This is a genomic window from Ensifer sp. GW821-FHT05G01, from assembly GCF_059419585.1.
The window spans coordinates 88,963-103,339 of record NZ_JBWKSC010000004.1; the positions used below are offsets into that span (position 1 = coordinate 88,963).

A 14,377-nucleotide genomic window follows, 5' to 3' on the forward strand; every position below is an offset into this window, starting at 1 on the left:
GCAGGATGCCTACAGGATCGACGTCCGTCAACGCCCGGCTACACCGGACGTTGAAAGGACCGTGATTTTTTCGATCAGCCGGCAGTTGTCCCCAGAACCGGCAAGCTCAGGCCCACCGGCTATTGGGTCGCCGGCACTGCCACCGTCCGTCTGCGCCAGCGCCGCCAGTCGAGTGTAGCGGCGACGGTGGCCAGAAGCACGATCAGCACCTCGGCCACGAAAGTCCAATGGAAGAGGAAGTTGAGATACCAGGGTTTGTAGAGCGCCGGAACGTGCACGAGGTTCACGCGCAGATCCGAAAACGGATAGAGCCAGCGGATATCGGCGGCGATGGAATCCATCAGCAGATGCAACAGCACGTTCGCCAGGCCCACGCCGACGAGGATAAGTTGATTGCGTCTGCCACTCATCGTCAGCGTCAGCGCCAGAACCGCTGCGACAACCAGCCAGAAAAGCGGCGTGTGCGTCCAGTAGTCATGGTGCGGCGTCTGCCGGCCGTCGATCAGGTAGAAATAGGCGAGATCGAAATCAGGCAAAACCGAGCAGATAATCCCTGTCGCAAGGATCGAACCGGATTGCGCCGGCCGCCCGCGCGCGATGAAACGGCTGAGCAGATAGCCAGCCGGCAAATGAGCAACGAACACCAACGGTCTCCCGAAGAGTAGGGGCGTGAATCGCATAACGCGAACAGGAGCGAGATTGCAACTCATTCGGCCAAATTCGTGACGACCTTGCGTTAGGCGCAATTAAGGCTCACAGTGTTTCATCGACATTGGCCAGCTTGGCTTTTCGCGGCGTCAGAGGCTTTCGACCCGCCATTTTCCCCATTTTCGACCGTTGAAGTGTGCGCGCCGCGCATGCTCGGCATTCCTCGAACGCCGTGTGCTGACATGATCATAGGTACGATCATGCGTTTCGACTTCAACCGCGGATACGGCTTTGTCCAGCCGGAAAACGGTGGTCGCGCAATCTACGTCGACGCGCGGGCGCTTTATAAATCTGGCATCAAATCGATCTTTCCGGGCCAGACTTTCCGCTTCGAAATATGGAAAGACGAAAAAGGGCGCATCGCCGCCCGCAACCTACGGCTATGACGCAGTCGACAACGAACCCGACCGCCATGACCGCAACGCCGAACACGTTCCGGCGTCGGAAGGAGACGTCATGTTCAGCCGAACCAAGCACCGCACCGTCCACTTCAGCGAACCCTTCCAGTTGCCCGAAGTCGAAGGAATGCTCGCGGCCGGAGACTATGAGGTGGATGATGACGAGGAGCTGATCGAAGGCATTTCGTGGCTCGCCTACCATCGCGTCGCCACGTTTATCAAGGTGCCGGCGACGACGGACAATCAGCAGTGCATGCGCATGGTCGCGATCGCGCCGGACGAGCTCGACCGCATCATCGCTGTCGACCGCGCCAAACATGCCTTCGCCCCGCCATCCAAGCCCTGAAGGACAAGAACCAATGCCCGCACATCGCTTCACCGTTGGCTTGTCGGTCCGCCTCAGGGATCGCAGCCATATCCCGCCGAATGCGGCGGAAACTTATCGCATCACCGCCATCATGCCCGTTCGCGACAGCCAGCCCCATTATCGCATCCGCAACGACGAGCTTGGCCAGGACCGCGTCAGCAAAGAGGAAAACCTCGAACCGATCGAGTGGGGCATGCCCCGGCACTAAAAGCATGTCGCGCAAAAATGTGCCGCGGTTTGCGATAACGACATGCGTAAAAACAGGAACTTGAAGCGCAGCAAGCGAACCCTCGAGATCGCGATGCGCTCCAGCAAAGGAACCGCCATGACCTACTACGGAAAACTGAAGCAACTGCTCCAATGGAGGGGCACGCCGGCAATTGCCGCCAACAGCAAACCGATCACCCGAAAGACATCCGCCCGAAAGCCGAAATCCCTGTCGGACGGCGAGCAGAAAGGTGTCAACGAAAGCGCCGTCAAATTGCGGCGCGGCCGCGAGACCCTGGAGCGACATCGCCTCTTATGAAAGGCAACAGCAGGATTTGACATGAGCAAGAACCACGAACAGCAAAACCACACGCTCCTGGGCTGGCAGGCTCAGGGCGGTCCGCCGCGCCTGAGCGGCGATCTCTATCAGTTCGGCCGACGCGTCGAAGCGGATGGATCCTGGACGATCTATCACGTCTTCACGGGCACGCCGGCGCATATCGGCTCCTGGACCATGACCGGCCTCAACCGCCGCAACGCGGAAAAGGCACTGGCGATCCTGAACACGCATTGAGCCGCAATGCGCCTGGCCGAAGCCGGATGCCCTCTGCCCCGCAGCGCCGTGCATGTCTTCAGACGCACGAAGGTCGCGCTGCAACCACGTCGAATCGTTTCGGCTTTTTGGCCTTCAACCGGGTACGACCTCAGGAGACGGGAATTCGAGTCGACGCCCGTCGAAATCCAGCCTGCCACTTCGGACGCGCCCGGCCTCCCCCTTGGGCTGCGCGGTCCAGCGCCAATATTTTCGTGCCGTCCCGCAACCGGAGAAGATCCATGCGTCGCGTTCTATGGGCCCTCGCCCTGGTGCTGTCGGCAACGTCACCAGCCCTTGCCGCCTGCAACGACGATCTGCTGACAATCTCGATGTGGTCGATAAAACCGCTCGACAGCCATATGAACGAGCTGTCCTTTACCGTTCGCTCCAGCGCTGGAAAAGGCATTCGCATGGTCGATGCGCAACTGGGCTTCACCGACGCGCTGGGCGCGACGATCGGCCCGCTGGAGCTTGACAGGGACATCGCCATTCCCGCCGGCGGCACCTTTACCGGCAAGCGCGTCTGGGGACCCTTCACGATCGAGCGGCTGCTGAAGATCAATGCCGACGACATCACCGCCTACACCTGTGTGCGCGCGGTCATTTATGACGACGGCTCGAAAGAAACATTCGACTAAAGCATGTCGCGCAAAAGTGTGCCGCGGTTTTGCGATAACGACATGCGCAAGAACAAGAACTTAAAGCGCGCCAAGCGAATCTGAAAGATCGCAACGTGCTTTAGGCACTCCCAGGGAGAACCGCCAAGCTGTTCTCCGACAGGAAAAGCGCGCAAAGAAAAAGGCCGGGAAATCCCGACCTTCTCAATATCGTCTCAATGGCCAATGCCAGTACATCCGTGGTCAAAGACCAGAGACGAAATATCGGTGATTACGCAGCAGACAGGTTGTCGGCAGCGCTCTTGCCCGAACGTGCATCGCGAACGATGTCGAAACGGACCTTCTGGCCTTCGACGAGCGAGCTCATGCCGGCGCGTTCAACAGCAGAAGCGTGCACGAAAACGTCGGTTGCGCCGTCGTCCGGAGCGATGAAGCCAAAACCCTTGGTGGTGTTGAAGAACTTTACGGTTCCAGTATTCATAAGAATTTCCTTTCAATCAAAAAGTTCGCCGCCCGGGTTTGCACCGGACACGGCAGTAAGATCGATTTTGATAGGAAAGGTCAGCTTGAACGCCGGTCGGCGAGAAAACAAAGCTCAGCAAGCAAGATCGATGGCGGTTCCTTTACAGGCACATTGTGTTCTTAGCAAGGAGTGATATCGACTATGGAAATACGTTCGCCGCTTGTGCAGCATTTCGACGTCACAATTTGCACGCAGGTCCACTCCCGATGGCCGCGCCTGCCTCGGCTCCCCGCGGGATCACGCCAGCGCGGTCCGCGTTGCAGCAGGCGCCTCCTGGCCTCACTGTAATCAAGGCCAAATTTTTCTCATGCCTCGCCCCAAAAATCGCCCTTTGTCGCTGCGACGGATCCGCTGCTATCTGCCGGCCGAAACTGCAACGCAAAGGAAAACATCCATGAACCTTCGCCTCATTACCGCCGGCATGCTGTTGGCGGGATCCACGATCACAACGGCCGAGGCTCGCACGATCTGCACCCTGATGGTCGATGCGGGGGGCGAAGGCACCGTGCTGCAAGAGGGCGATTGCGACAGCCGCGTTACCCCGGCATCGACGTTCAAGGTAGCGCTCAGCCTTATGGGCTACGACAGCGGCTATCTCAAGGACGAGCACGAGCCGACGCTCGGCTTCCGCGAGGGCTATGTGGATTGGGGCGGCGACAACTGGAAACAGCCGACCGATGCGCTCCGCTGGATGAAATATTCCGTCGTGTGGTTTTCCCAGCAGATGACGAAGTCGCTCGGCGAGAAGGCTTTGCACGACTACGCCACGAAATTCGGCTACGGCAACGCCGACTTTTCCGGCGATCCCGGCAAGAACAATGGGCTTGAGCGCGCCTGGATCGCCTCGTCGCTGAAGATCTCTCCGCGCGAACAGGTCGCCTTCCTGGAAAAGCTCGTCAACGGCCGGCTTCCTGTGAGCGTCCACGCCACGGACATGACGCTGAAGGTGGTGGAAGAGCGCCAGATCCCCGGCGGCTGGACCGTGCATGGCAAGACCGGCGCCGCCTTCCCGCGCCGGGCCGACGGCAGCTTCGACTACGCGCGCGGCTGGGGCTGGTTCGTCGGCTGGGCACAGAAGGACGACAGAACCCTGGTCTTTGCCCGCCTGATACAGGACGAGAAGACGGAGCCCGGCACCCCTGGCGTGCGTGCCCGCGATGCCTTCCTCGGTGAACTTCCGGCGCTGCTTGCCGCCAGATAGGCCTACTTGATGGTGCAGATACCGTTGGCGCCGCCCTTGCCGGTATAGGAAACGGCAGGCGAGCCATCCGGGTTGATGCTGAGCGAAATCGTCACGCCGGCACCCTTGGCCTCGAAGTAGTTGTCGTTGAACTTCTTCAGCTTGCCTTCCTTGCCATTGATGTAGATCGGCCCGCCCTCGTCTGCGTGAACCTCGATATTGCCAGGGCAGGTGGCATTGACCAGCGGAATGCCGGCAAAGGCGGGCGCGGCCAGAGCGAATGCAGCAATGGTGGCGCCGGCACGCAGACTTATCTTCATGACACTCTCCTCAAGGACCGTAATCGACAGAGCCGGGCCAGAGTCCGGGGACTTGGGGCCAAGCGGCCGGATCGTGACAGGATCGGGATGGGTGTCAAGCAAGCGGCGACCGGCCGGACGGCGGTGGGACGCTTTGGCCCAGACGAGAAAAGACCCGCCGCGGTCAGCACGCGGCGGGTCTTTGCAGATGCGGATCACCAACGGGGAGGCTCGCTGGGATCACGTGAACCGCCTGACTGGGAGGCTATCAGATGGTTCGCATTGCTCTTGGCAAAGGTCATTGCCTTGCATGTCATGGATAGTAGCCCACGCCCGAGGCGAGAGGTGTTCCCAAGGTAACAGCCCATGAAACACGTCGAAGGCGGCAGGTGGCAGCCCCCCTTTTTCGCTCGACCGCGGGGCCCGAGCCTCAAGCCACCACGGGATCGGCAGCGGCGGTCGGTGGGCGGACGGCATCCCGTCGGGCCGCCTCCCCCCACCGGCACAAGGCCGCGGCCGCCACGTTCAGCGCCGCGCCACGCTCCGTCAGCGAGTAGACGACCTTGGCGGGCTGCTCGGCATAGACAGTGCGGTCGACAAGCCCGTCCGCCTCCAGTTCGCGCAGCTGCTGGGCCAGCATCTTTTCGCTGATCGCCGGTATCGACTGGCGAAGGCGGCCGAACCGCCGCGCCGCGCGCCCGAGCTCGCAGAGAATATCGACCTTCCACTTGCCTTCGATCGCCTTGAGTGCAGCGGCAAAGCCGCAATTTTCCATTGTCGGGTTCACGATATTCTCCTTGACCGCCCAGCAAACACGTCTCCGCGGCCAAGGGACTTACCCCTGGGGGTAAGCACTTACCCCGGCGTAACCACTTACCACCCGGTGCGTATTGTGCGCCCCATCCGCCACCATACCTCTGCCCCGCGACGGCAAAAATGTGCGTCGCGCCAATGGATATGGAGATTTGCAATGAAGCCTTCAATCAGTGTCTTGGGAACCGGGCGCATGGGATCGGCGCTGGCGCTCGCCCTGCTCGACGCCGGGTATCGCACCACGGTCTGGAACAGGACAACGGCGAAAGCCGAGCCGCTTTGCGCACGCGGCGCCACCGTCGTGCCATCCGTCCGGCACGCGATCGACGCGGCCGACATCGTCATCGTCAATGTCAGCGATTACGGCGCGACATCAGCCTTGCTGCGTGCAGGCGACGTCGCGCCCGGTTTGCGCGGCAAGCTGATTGTCGAGCTGACGTCCGGAACGCCTGAGGGCGCGCGCGAGACCAGCCGGTGGGCAGAAGCCCAAGGTGCCCGCTACATCGACGGCGCAATCCTCGCGACGCCCGACTTCATCGGCACCGACGCGGGCACGATCCTGCTCTCGGGTGCGCCTGAACCCTTCGCCGAGAACGCGGATGTCTTTCGCGCACTCGGCGGCAACGTCCAGCACATCGGCACCGAGCCGGGGCTCGCCAATGCGCTCGACAGCGCCGTGCTGGCGCTGATGTGGGGCGCCCTGTTCGGCGGGCTGCACGCCATCGCCGTCAGCAGAGCCGAAGGCATCGACCTTGGCGAGCTTGGCCGGCAATGGACAGCGACCGCCCCCGTCGTTCAAGGGCTGGTCGCCGACCTGATCAAGCGTACCCATGCCGGGCGGTTTGAAAGCGACGCCGAAACACTTTCGTCGATCTCGCCGCACTACGGCGCCTTCCGTCATCTCAAGGATCTGATGGTGGCGCGGGCAATCGACCGGAGCGTCGTCGATGGTTATGAGCGTGTCTTCCAGCGGGCCATTGCGGCCGGCCATCTGCATGACGACTTTGCAGCCCTCTCCCAGTTCACGGGAGAGACGTAACGCCGGTTTCGACGGAGCCATAGGACCGTTTCGGTCTGCAAGGGCTCCGTCGGTCGTGAGCTAAAGCATTTCCAGGAAAAGTGCGGAGCGGTTTTCCGTCAGGAAGTGCGTAAGAACAGAGACATAGAGCATTTCTGTGTTTCCGTCTAAATCGGAAACGCTCTAGCCTGCGGTCGCAACCGCCTCCGAGACGATGCCCTTCGACACCACGCAGCGCCACGGCACGTTCTTCGGCCCGACGCCGACCATCACCACCGTGCTCGCCCCTGATGGTTGCGAGCTCAACGCGGTGACCGTGCTTTTTGCTTGCCGGCCGACCATGGCAAGGCACGCCATCTCGTCGGTCTTGTCGCCGGCCCCAGTTGCTTCCGTGCTCGCTTGGGCTGCCACCGGTTCCGGCGCTGCCTGTTCGAGCGCCTCCGTCTTGGAGCAGGCGGCCAGTCCCCCTGCTACCAGCGCCACGGAAATAATCGTCAAAACCTTGTGCATCGTGCCATTGTCCTCCTGTTTGGCGCGAAACCGAAACCCGGAGCAACGCCGCGTCGGCACTGCCCCGACGGTCAGGGACGGCACGCGACAACGCAAAGCGGCCGGCGCATCGCCCCCTCAGGTCGATCCGCCGGTCTTGCCGCCAAGCTTGTCTCTTGCCCCACCCCTTCCGGCTCCTGCACGACGTCTTAAATCGGTTCCCATTCAAGGAAAAGATGATGCAGCAAGCTTGAGACGTTATACCAAGTCGTTTGCGCGTTACGCCTTAGCGCGCCAGCGGCCCATGCGCCTTTTTCCAGGCATCGATGCCGCCTTCGATATGGCAGGCACTGATCAGTCCGGCAGCTTGCGCCGCCTCGACCGCCATCGCCGAGCGTTCGCCGAAGGCGCAGTAGAAGACGATGCGCTTGCCGGTCGCAAGCGCCAGCTCATGCAGCATGCCGCCGGCGCCGATGTTTTCCCGCAGCTCCGGATAGGGCGCGTGCAGCGCGCCGGGAATGGCGCCATGTTTTTCGCGCTCCGCCTTTTCGCGCAGGTCGACGATCGCCACGTCCGCGCGGCCGCTCAGCGCCATGGCTTCGACGGCTGAAACCGCCCAGCCCTTGGCAGCGATCTCGTCCTGGTGCAGACCGACATGGATGTTGGCCGGCACCGCCACATCCATCATCTTCGGGTTCGGCAGGTTGAGATTGTTCATCAGGTCGACATATTCGTCGACCGATCCGACCTTCAGGCGCGGATTGAAGCGCTTTTCCTCGCCGATGGTCGAGACCGTGTCGCCCTTGTAGTCGTGGGCCGGATAGACCAGCGTGTCGTCGGGCAGCTTCAACAGCTTGTTGAAGATCGAATCATATTGCTGGCGCGGATCGCCGTTCTGGAAATCCGTGCGGCCGGTGCCGCGGATCAAAAGCGTGTCGCCGGTAAACACCCGCCCACCGGTCAGAAACGAATAGCTGTCGTCCGTATGGCCGGGCGTGTAGAGCACGTCGAGGCTCAGGCCCTCGATCGAAACGCGGTCGCCCTCGGCCACCCGCATGGAAACCACGTCGGCGGCGGTCTGTTCGCCCATGACGGTGATGCAATGGGTACGGTCGCGCAGCGCCCCGAGCCCGGTGATGTGATCGGCATGCAGGTGGGTGTCCACCGCCTTGACCAGTTTCAGGTCGAGCTCGCGCACCAGCTGCAGATAGCGGTCGACCTTTTCCAGAACCGGGTCGATGATCAGCGCCTCCCCACCCTGTCGGCTGGCAATCAGGTAGGTGTAGGTGCCGGATGTGCTGTCGAAGAGTTGACGAAAGATCATCGGCTTGTCCCTTGCACGAACCTGCGGCATCCCGCGGGGAAAATTTCACCCGCTGGATGCCGCAAGGCTTGAAGAACGTCTGCACAATGCGCCTGAAACCGGCTCCGATTTGAGGCACTGCACCCGAGAGCGCGCAGCGCTTTCGGGGCAACGGCATGCGAAAACCGGGAACCTGAACCACGGCGCATGAAAGCGTTCTCGTGCAACCTGCTTCAGGCGGTATGCGGTGGCGCGGTGAGCCGCACCAACACTTATTTCGGCTGCGGCACGATCCGGATATAGGGTTTCGGCGCGCGCCAGCCTTCCGGATACTTCTGCTTGGCTTCCTCGTCGCTGACCGAGCCGGCGATGATCACGTCCTCGCCGTTCTTCCAGTTCACCGGTGTTGCCACCTTGTGCTTGGCCGTTAGCTGCAGCGAATCGATCACCCGCAGCACCTCGTCGAAGTTGCGGCCGGTGGTCATCGGATAGATCAGGATCAGCTTGACCTTCTTGTCCGGCCCGACGACGAAGACGTTGCGCACGGTCTGGTTATCGGCGGCGGTGCGCTGCGTCGGGTCGCCCGATACCGGCGCCGGCAGCATGCCGTAGAGCTTGGAAACGTTGTAGTCGACGTCGGCGATCATCGGGAAGTTCGGCTCTGCTCCTTGCGTTTCCGCGATGTCGCTGACCCAGCCGGCATGGCGGTCGAGCGGATCGACGGAAAGTCCGATGATCTTGACCCCACGCCGGTCGAATTCGGGCTTGATCTTGGCCATGTAGCCGAGCTCGGTGGTGCAGACCGGCGTGAAATCCTTCGGGTGCGAGAACAAGACGGCCCAGGAATCGCCGATCCAGTCATGGAACTGGATCTTGCCTTCCGTGGTTTCCGCCTGGAAATCCGGTGCGATGTCGTTGATTGCAAGTGTCACGATAAACCCCATCATTTGAATAGGCTGACTTCCGCCATACACGGCACGAAGTGTGCCACTTTTGATGCGATAGGCAACTTCTAAAGAAGAGGTAGAGACGAGAGGCGGTCGCCCCGCCGCTGTGGTAATCTGGTGTCAGACCGACCTGCGCTGAAATTGACCGATTGCGTGGAACCCTGTGCGGCCATCGGGCGAAGAGCGGACCTCAGAGCGATGCCTTGGCTCCGGCTGGGAATTGCGAAGCTGCCGGTGGCCGACAACTGATCACCCGAAGGGCCGGGCGATTTTGGCCTCCCGATCGCGTCGACAGTCCCTGAGCGAACGAGCGCGGGTGCCTTTGCGGTTCTGTCCTTGCCGAAAACCGAAACCGCTCCGGCGCAAGAGGTCGATATCAGCGGGTCGGCATGCGGTCGGAGCTGCTGTCCATGAGCGATACGCGAAAAATTGCGGCCATCCTCGTCGCCGACGTTGTCGGCTACAGCCGGCTGGCCGGTGCCGACGAAGAGCGTATCCTGGCGCGGCTGCGCACGCTGCGCAGCGACCTGATCGATCCCACTATCGCCGTCTATAACGGCCGCATCGTCAAGCGCACCGGCGATGGCAGCCTGATCGAGTTTCGCAGCGTCGTCGATGCGGTGCGCTGCGCCATCGAGGTCCAGAGCGCGATGCTCGAGCGCAATGCCGGCGTGCCGGAGGACCGGCGCATCGAGTTCCGCATCGGCATTCACCTTGGTGATGTCGTCGAGGAAAGCGATGGCGACCTGATGGGCGACGGCGTCAACATCGCCTCGCGGCTCGAGGGTATCGCCCGCCCCGGCGCCATCTGCCTTTCCGAGGATGCCTACCGCCAGGTGAAGGCGCGCCTCGACCTCGCAGCGACCGACCTCGGCGCCACGCAACTGAAGAACATCGTCGAGCCGATCCGCATCTACGCGCTGGAGATCGGCGTTGCCCATGCGGCCGATGGCCGGGTGCAGGCCCCGTCACCGCCCCCCTCACAGGCAAGCACGCCGCCGCAGCCGCCGAGCCCTTACCACCTGCCCGAAAAACCCTCCATCGCCGTTCTCGCCTTCGACAACATGAGCGGCGACGGCGAGCAGACGTATTTTTCAGACGGCATCAGCGAGGACATCATCACCGACCTCTCCCGGCTGTCGGAACTGCACGTCATCGCCCGCAACTCGTCGTTCGTCTACAAGAACGCGGCCGTTTCCGTGCCGGAGATCGCAAAGGCGCTCGGCGTGCGCTATGTGCTCGAAGGCAGCGTCCGCAAGGCCGGAAACCGCGTGCGCGTCACCGCGCAGCTGGTCGATGCCAATGACGGCGGCCATGTCTGGGCAAATCGCTTCGACCGCGATCTCACCGACATCTTTGCCGTTCAGGACGAACTGACGCGGGAGATCGTGACCGCGCTGAAAGTTCAGCTGACGGGCGGCGACAAAGGCCCACTCGCCGGCGGCCGCCCGGTCGACGTCAAGGCATACGAGCTGCTCTTGCGTGGCCGCGAGCAGGCCTCAGTGCACACGCGTCTTGCCAATGCCGCCGGGCGCAACCTCGCCGAGGCCGCTGTCGCCATCGAACCGGATTATGCCGCCGCCCATGCGCTCATCGCCTTCACCCGCGTGCTGGACTATATCAACGACTGGAGCGCGGAGCCCGAGCAGTCGCTGCGCACCGGCCGCGCGCTTGCCGAAAGGGCCGTCGCCATGGCACCGGACCAGCCAGAAGGCCACTTCGCGCTCAGCATCGCCTGCATGTGGATGAGAGAGCTGGACCGGGCGCAGGACGAGGCGCATCTGGGGTTGGCGCTGGCGCCCAATTCGGTGCAGCTCCACATGGCGCTCGCCCATGCACAGATCTTTTCCGGCGACCCGAAGGCCGCACTCGCCGAACTCGACATTTCCATGCGCCTCGATCCGCTCTATCCCGAACTGCTGCTGCAATTCCTCGCCGACGCCCACTTTTCGCTCGGCGCTTACGAAACGGCGATCCTTGCCATCGAGGCGCGGCTGATGCGAAACCCGCAGTCCGAAACCGCCTATGCCCTGCTCGCCTCCTGCCACGGCCACCTCGGCCACCACGAACGAAGCCGCCAGGCATGGACGCGGGCGCTGGACCTCAACCCCAACTTCTCCATCCCCCGCCGCCGCCGCATCCTGCCCTTCCGCAACCCGGAGGATTTCGAACGGCGGGTGGAGGGCTTACGCAAGGCGGGGTTGGTGGAGTGAGGTTCGGGGAGGCGTGGTGTCTGCCAAGCTCATCGCGTCCCTCTTCCACTCAGATGCGCGCAATTGTGTAGCAAATGCCACCAGTCGGTCGTCCTGCTCGGCGTCCGCTTTACGCCAATAGGAGACGTGTGCTCTGTGCGGAAAGGTGACTGATTTGGGGCCGGAAGCGGGCTGTCCGGTTCCGAAGAGCAAGGCTGATAAAGCAGACATCCACAGCGCGTTCGAAACATGAAGTACCGTTTCGAATCTCCTCCGGCGCGCCACGCCCGATGATGATGGACACTACGTCCAGGCTATAGCCGTCTAACGCCACATTTTTCGCATCGCCGCCCTCCCCTATTTTAAGCGAAGTTTATCACCAGCTACGCCGTAGGATTGTATTGCCTCGTGTTTCATGCCAGTGACCGGCGAAGACGCAGAACGGGCGGGCCGCGATGTGGAGTTTTCCTCCTCGCGGTATTCTGTGTGTGGGGGGCGCATGATAATGCATAAGAATTATCTTTATAAGTCAGATGTTTCGCGCAGGCATTGCGCCAAGCCGGCATTTTTCCCGACGTTTCTGGCCTTGATCTGGCTGATCGTCCTATGGCCGGCAACGGCGGCTCAGGCGGCTTGCACCTCCCCACAGACGGCAACCATAACCTCGGGCGGTACGGCAACCTTTGCTTGCGCGGATTTCGGCTTTGATTCGCCGGCCATCGCACCGCCATCCCATGGCAGCCTAGTTTTCGGAATGCCGTCAAACACCCCGCTCATCTACACCAACAATGGTGACGGCGCGACATCCGACACGTTCATCGTCAAGGATGATAACGCAGTACCGATTACATTCAACGTCACGATCAATCCGTCGGCCTCCCCGCTGACGGTCACACCTTCAAACGTTGCCACGCCGGCGATCGGCACGTCCTACAATCGGACGCTCAGCACGAGCGGCGGAACCGGCCCCTATACCTACTCGCTCGTGGCAGGCAGCAACCTGCCGCCCGGCCTCACCCTTTCCTCCGCCGGTGTCATCTCCGGCACGCCGACCGGCTCGGGTCCCTACAATTTTACCGTCCGCGTGGTCGATTCGACGACACCGACGCCCCATACGCGCGATAAGGCCTACAGCGTCCTCATCGCCGCGCCTGTCATCGACGTGACGCCTGACAGCCCGCCGGACGGCGGCGTTGGCACGGCCTACAGCGTGCAGTTTTCGGCAACCGGCGGCACCCCGGGTTACACCTATACCCGCGACAGCGGCAGCCTGCCCGCGGGCTTAAGTCTCTCAGGCAGCGGTCTCCTGTCCGGCACACCATCGGCGGTCGGCAGTTCGACTTTCAAATTGAAGGTCCAGGACAGCACCACCATCTCGACCGGCGGCGTGCACTTCCTCCTGCAGGACGTTACCGTCACCATCAATGCCGTCCCCCCGGTGGTGCTGACGCCCACGACCGGCACGGCCCTGACCGCCGGTGTGGTGGGAACCTCCTATTCCAACGCATCGATCTCGGCGACGGGCGGCGCCGGAACAATCACCTATGCCGTCACCTCCGGTTCGCTGCCGGCGGGGCTCGCGCTCAACACATCAACCGGTGCGATAGCGGGCACGCCAACAGCCGGGGCACTTGGAACGACGAACTTCACGGTGACGGCAACGGCCGCAGCGGCCGGGTCGGCCGCCGCCAGCTATTCGATCACGATCACCGCGCCACCTTTGGTCCTGGCCCCGGTCGGCGGTCCATTGACATCAGGCACGGCGGGTGTCGCCTATTCGACCACCATTTCGGCGACGGGCGGCGTGGGAACCATCACCTATGCTCTGACGGCAGGTGCGCTTCCGCCAGGGCTCACGATGAATACGTCGACCGGAGCAATTAGCGGCACGCCGACCGCTATCGGCACGTTCAATTTCAGCATTACGGCGACTGCCGCGACAAGCGGCTCGGTTGCAGAGGCCTATCAGATCGCGATCGTCGGGCCGCCACTGAATCTCTCGCCGGCGTCAGGCACTGCATTGACCGGCGGCGTTGTCGGTTCGGCCTATACGGACACGTCGATCTCTGCGAGTTCCCCCTTGGGTGGCGTTACCTTCTCAGCAAGCGGACTTCCGGACGGCCTGACGATAAACGCTTTAACGGGCGAAATCACAGGCACGCCAACGGCCGCCGCCCTTGGCACCACAAGCGTCGACGTCGAGGTAATGTCGATGTTCGGCAACGTGGAGCAAGCCACCTATCCGATAACAATTGTGGCGCCATCAGTGGTTCTGACGCCGACGACCGGCACGGCCCTGACCGCCGGTGTGGTGGGCTCTTCCTACTCGAACACGTCCATTTCGGCGACGGGCGGTGTCGGCACGATCACCTATGCCGTAACCTCCGGTTCACTGCCGGCGGGGCTCGCGCTCAACACATCGACCGGTGCGATAGCGGGCACGCCAACAGCCGGGGCTCTTGGAACGACGAACTTCACGGTGACGGCAACGGCCGCAACGACCGGGTCGGCCGCCGCCAGCTATTCGATCACGATCACCGCGCCGTCGGTGGTGCTGACACCCGCAACCGGTTCGGCGCTTTCGACCGGTACGGTCGGCGTGGCCTATTCGGACACTTCGATTTCGGCGAGTGGCGGCGTGGGGACGATCGGCTACGCCGTGACGAGCGGTGCGCTTCCCGCAGGGCTGAGCCTCAACGCATCGACCGCTGCGATCACGGG

At 62.4% G+C, this 14,377-nt stretch carries 17 protein-coding genes; 10 read left to right on the forward strand and 7 right to left on the reverse strand.

Translation table 11 applies throughout. The annotated features are described in order from the left end of the window. Positions 1-119: 119 nt before the first annotated feature. Positions 120-644, reverse strand: coding sequence for a metal-dependent hydrolase (locus tag AC07UR_RS11650; protein ID WP_209790820.1), 525 nt, complete (start codon positions 642-644; stop codon positions 120-122). Between the two features lie 264 nt (positions 645-908). Here AC07UR_RS11650 and AC07UR_RS11655 point away from each other — a divergent pair, with 264 nt between their 5' ends. From AC07UR_RS11655 to AC07UR_RS11680, 6 genes are all read left to right on the forward strand, one after another. Further along, positions 909-1,094, forward strand: a complete 186-nt coding sequence (locus AC07UR_RS11655; RefSeq protein ID WP_209790819.1) for a cold-shock protein — start codon at positions 909-911, stop codon at positions 1,092-1,094. A 70-nt stretch (positions 1,095-1,164) separates the two neighbouring features. After that, positions 1,165-1,452 (forward strand): hypothetical protein, encoded by a 288-nt coding sequence (locus tag AC07UR_RS11660; protein WP_077504932.1) that lies wholly within the window; start codon positions 1,165-1,167, stop codon positions 1,450-1,452. Between the two features lie 13 nt (positions 1,453-1,465). Further along, positions 1,466-1,681 carry a hypothetical protein gene (locus AC07UR_RS11665; protein WP_209790818.1) on the forward strand — a complete coding sequence of 72 codons (216 nt, stop codon included), beginning with the start codon at positions 1,466-1,468 and terminating at the stop codon, positions 1,679-1,681. 93 nt (positions 1,682-1,774) lie between these two features. Continuing rightward, the gene (locus AC07UR_RS11670; RefSeq protein ID WP_173420457.1) at positions 1,775-1,999 is read left to right on the forward strand and encodes a hypothetical protein; all 225 of its coding nucleotides are present in this window, start codon (positions 1,775-1,777) and stop codon (positions 1,997-1,999) included. A 21-nt stretch (positions 2,000-2,020) separates the two neighbouring features. Further along, a complete protein-coding gene (locus AC07UR_RS11675; RefSeq protein ID WP_492360420.1) occupies positions 2,021-2,254 on the forward strand; it encodes a hypothetical protein in 234 nt (77 codons plus the stop codon). 260 nt (positions 2,255-2,514) lie between these two features. After that, complete coding sequence (locus AC07UR_RS11680; protein WP_173420459.1) at positions 2,515-2,913, forward strand: hypothetical protein; 399 nt, start codon at positions 2,515-2,517, stop codon at positions 2,911-2,913. A gap of 250 nt (positions 2,914-3,163) precedes the next feature. On the opposite strand, the gene AC07UR_RS11685 is transcribed toward AC07UR_RS11680, so the two are convergent. After that, entirely contained in the window at positions 3,164-3,373 is a 210-nt protein-coding gene (locus tag AC07UR_RS11685; protein WP_025427573.1) for a cold-shock protein, read from the reverse strand. Between the two features lie 436 nt (positions 3,374-3,809). Here AC07UR_RS11685 and blaOXA point away from each other — a divergent pair, with 436 nt between their 5' ends. Beyond that, positions 3,810-4,616 carry a class D beta-lactamase gene (gene blaOXA, locus AC07UR_RS11690; protein ID WP_209790816.1) on the forward strand — a complete coding sequence of 269 codons (807 nt, stop codon included), beginning with the start codon at positions 3,810-3,812 and terminating at the stop codon, positions 4,614-4,616. Positions 4,617-4,618: 2 nt separating this feature from the next. On the opposite strand, the gene AC07UR_RS11695 is transcribed toward blaOXA, so the two are convergent. Together AC07UR_RS11695 and AC07UR_RS11700 are read right to left on the reverse strand one after the other, a co-directional pair. Continuing rightward, positions 4,619-4,915, reverse strand: a complete 297-nt coding sequence (locus AC07UR_RS11695) for a hypothetical protein (RefSeq protein ID WP_209790815.1) — start codon at positions 4,913-4,915, stop codon at positions 4,619-4,621. A gap of 409 nt (positions 4,916-5,324) precedes the next feature. Then, positions 5,325-5,681 carry a winged helix-turn-helix transcriptional regulator gene (locus AC07UR_RS11700; protein WP_327795856.1) on the reverse strand — a complete coding sequence of 119 codons (357 nt, stop codon included), beginning with the start codon at positions 5,679-5,681 and terminating at the stop codon, positions 5,325-5,327. 105 nt (positions 5,682-5,786) lie between these two features. On the opposite strand from AC07UR_RS11700, the gene AC07UR_RS11705 reads away from it, so the two are divergent. Beyond that, entirely contained in the window at positions 5,787-6,746 is a 960-nt protein-coding gene (locus AC07UR_RS11705) for an NAD(P)-dependent oxidoreductase (protein ID WP_494701954.1), read from the forward strand. 162 nt (positions 6,747-6,908) lie between these two features. Here AC07UR_RS11705 and AC07UR_RS11710 read toward each other — a convergent pair whose 3' ends face one another. The 3 genes from AC07UR_RS11710 to AC07UR_RS11720 form a co-directional block, all read right to left on the reverse strand. Further along, positions 6,909-7,235 (reverse strand): hypothetical protein, encoded by a 327-nt coding sequence (locus tag AC07UR_RS11710; RefSeq protein WP_209790813.1) that lies wholly within the window; start codon positions 7,233-7,235, stop codon positions 6,909-6,911. A 265-nt stretch (positions 7,236-7,500) separates the two neighbouring features. After that, positions 7,501-8,538, reverse strand: a complete 1,038-nt coding sequence (locus AC07UR_RS11715; protein ID WP_209790812.1) for an MBL fold metallo-hydrolase — start codon at positions 8,536-8,538, stop codon at positions 7,501-7,503. Between the two features lie 251 nt (positions 8,539-8,789). Continuing rightward, positions 8,790-9,449, reverse strand: a complete 660-nt coding sequence (locus AC07UR_RS11720) for a peroxiredoxin (RefSeq protein WP_173420465.1) — start codon at positions 9,447-9,449, stop codon at positions 8,790-8,792. Between the two features lie 425 nt (positions 9,450-9,874). Here AC07UR_RS11720 and AC07UR_RS11725 point away from each other — a divergent pair, with 425 nt between their 5' ends. After that, positions 9,875-11,677 (forward strand): adenylate/guanylate cyclase domain-containing protein, encoded by a 1,803-nt coding sequence (locus tag AC07UR_RS11725; RefSeq protein WP_209790811.1) that lies wholly within the window; start codon positions 9,875-9,877, stop codon positions 11,675-11,677. Between the two features lie 733 nt (positions 11,678-12,410). Continuing rightward, positions 12,411-14,377: beta strand repeat-containing protein (locus AC07UR_RS11730; RefSeq protein WP_494724406.1), on the forward strand; the 1,967-nt coding region annotated here is incomplete at its 3' end.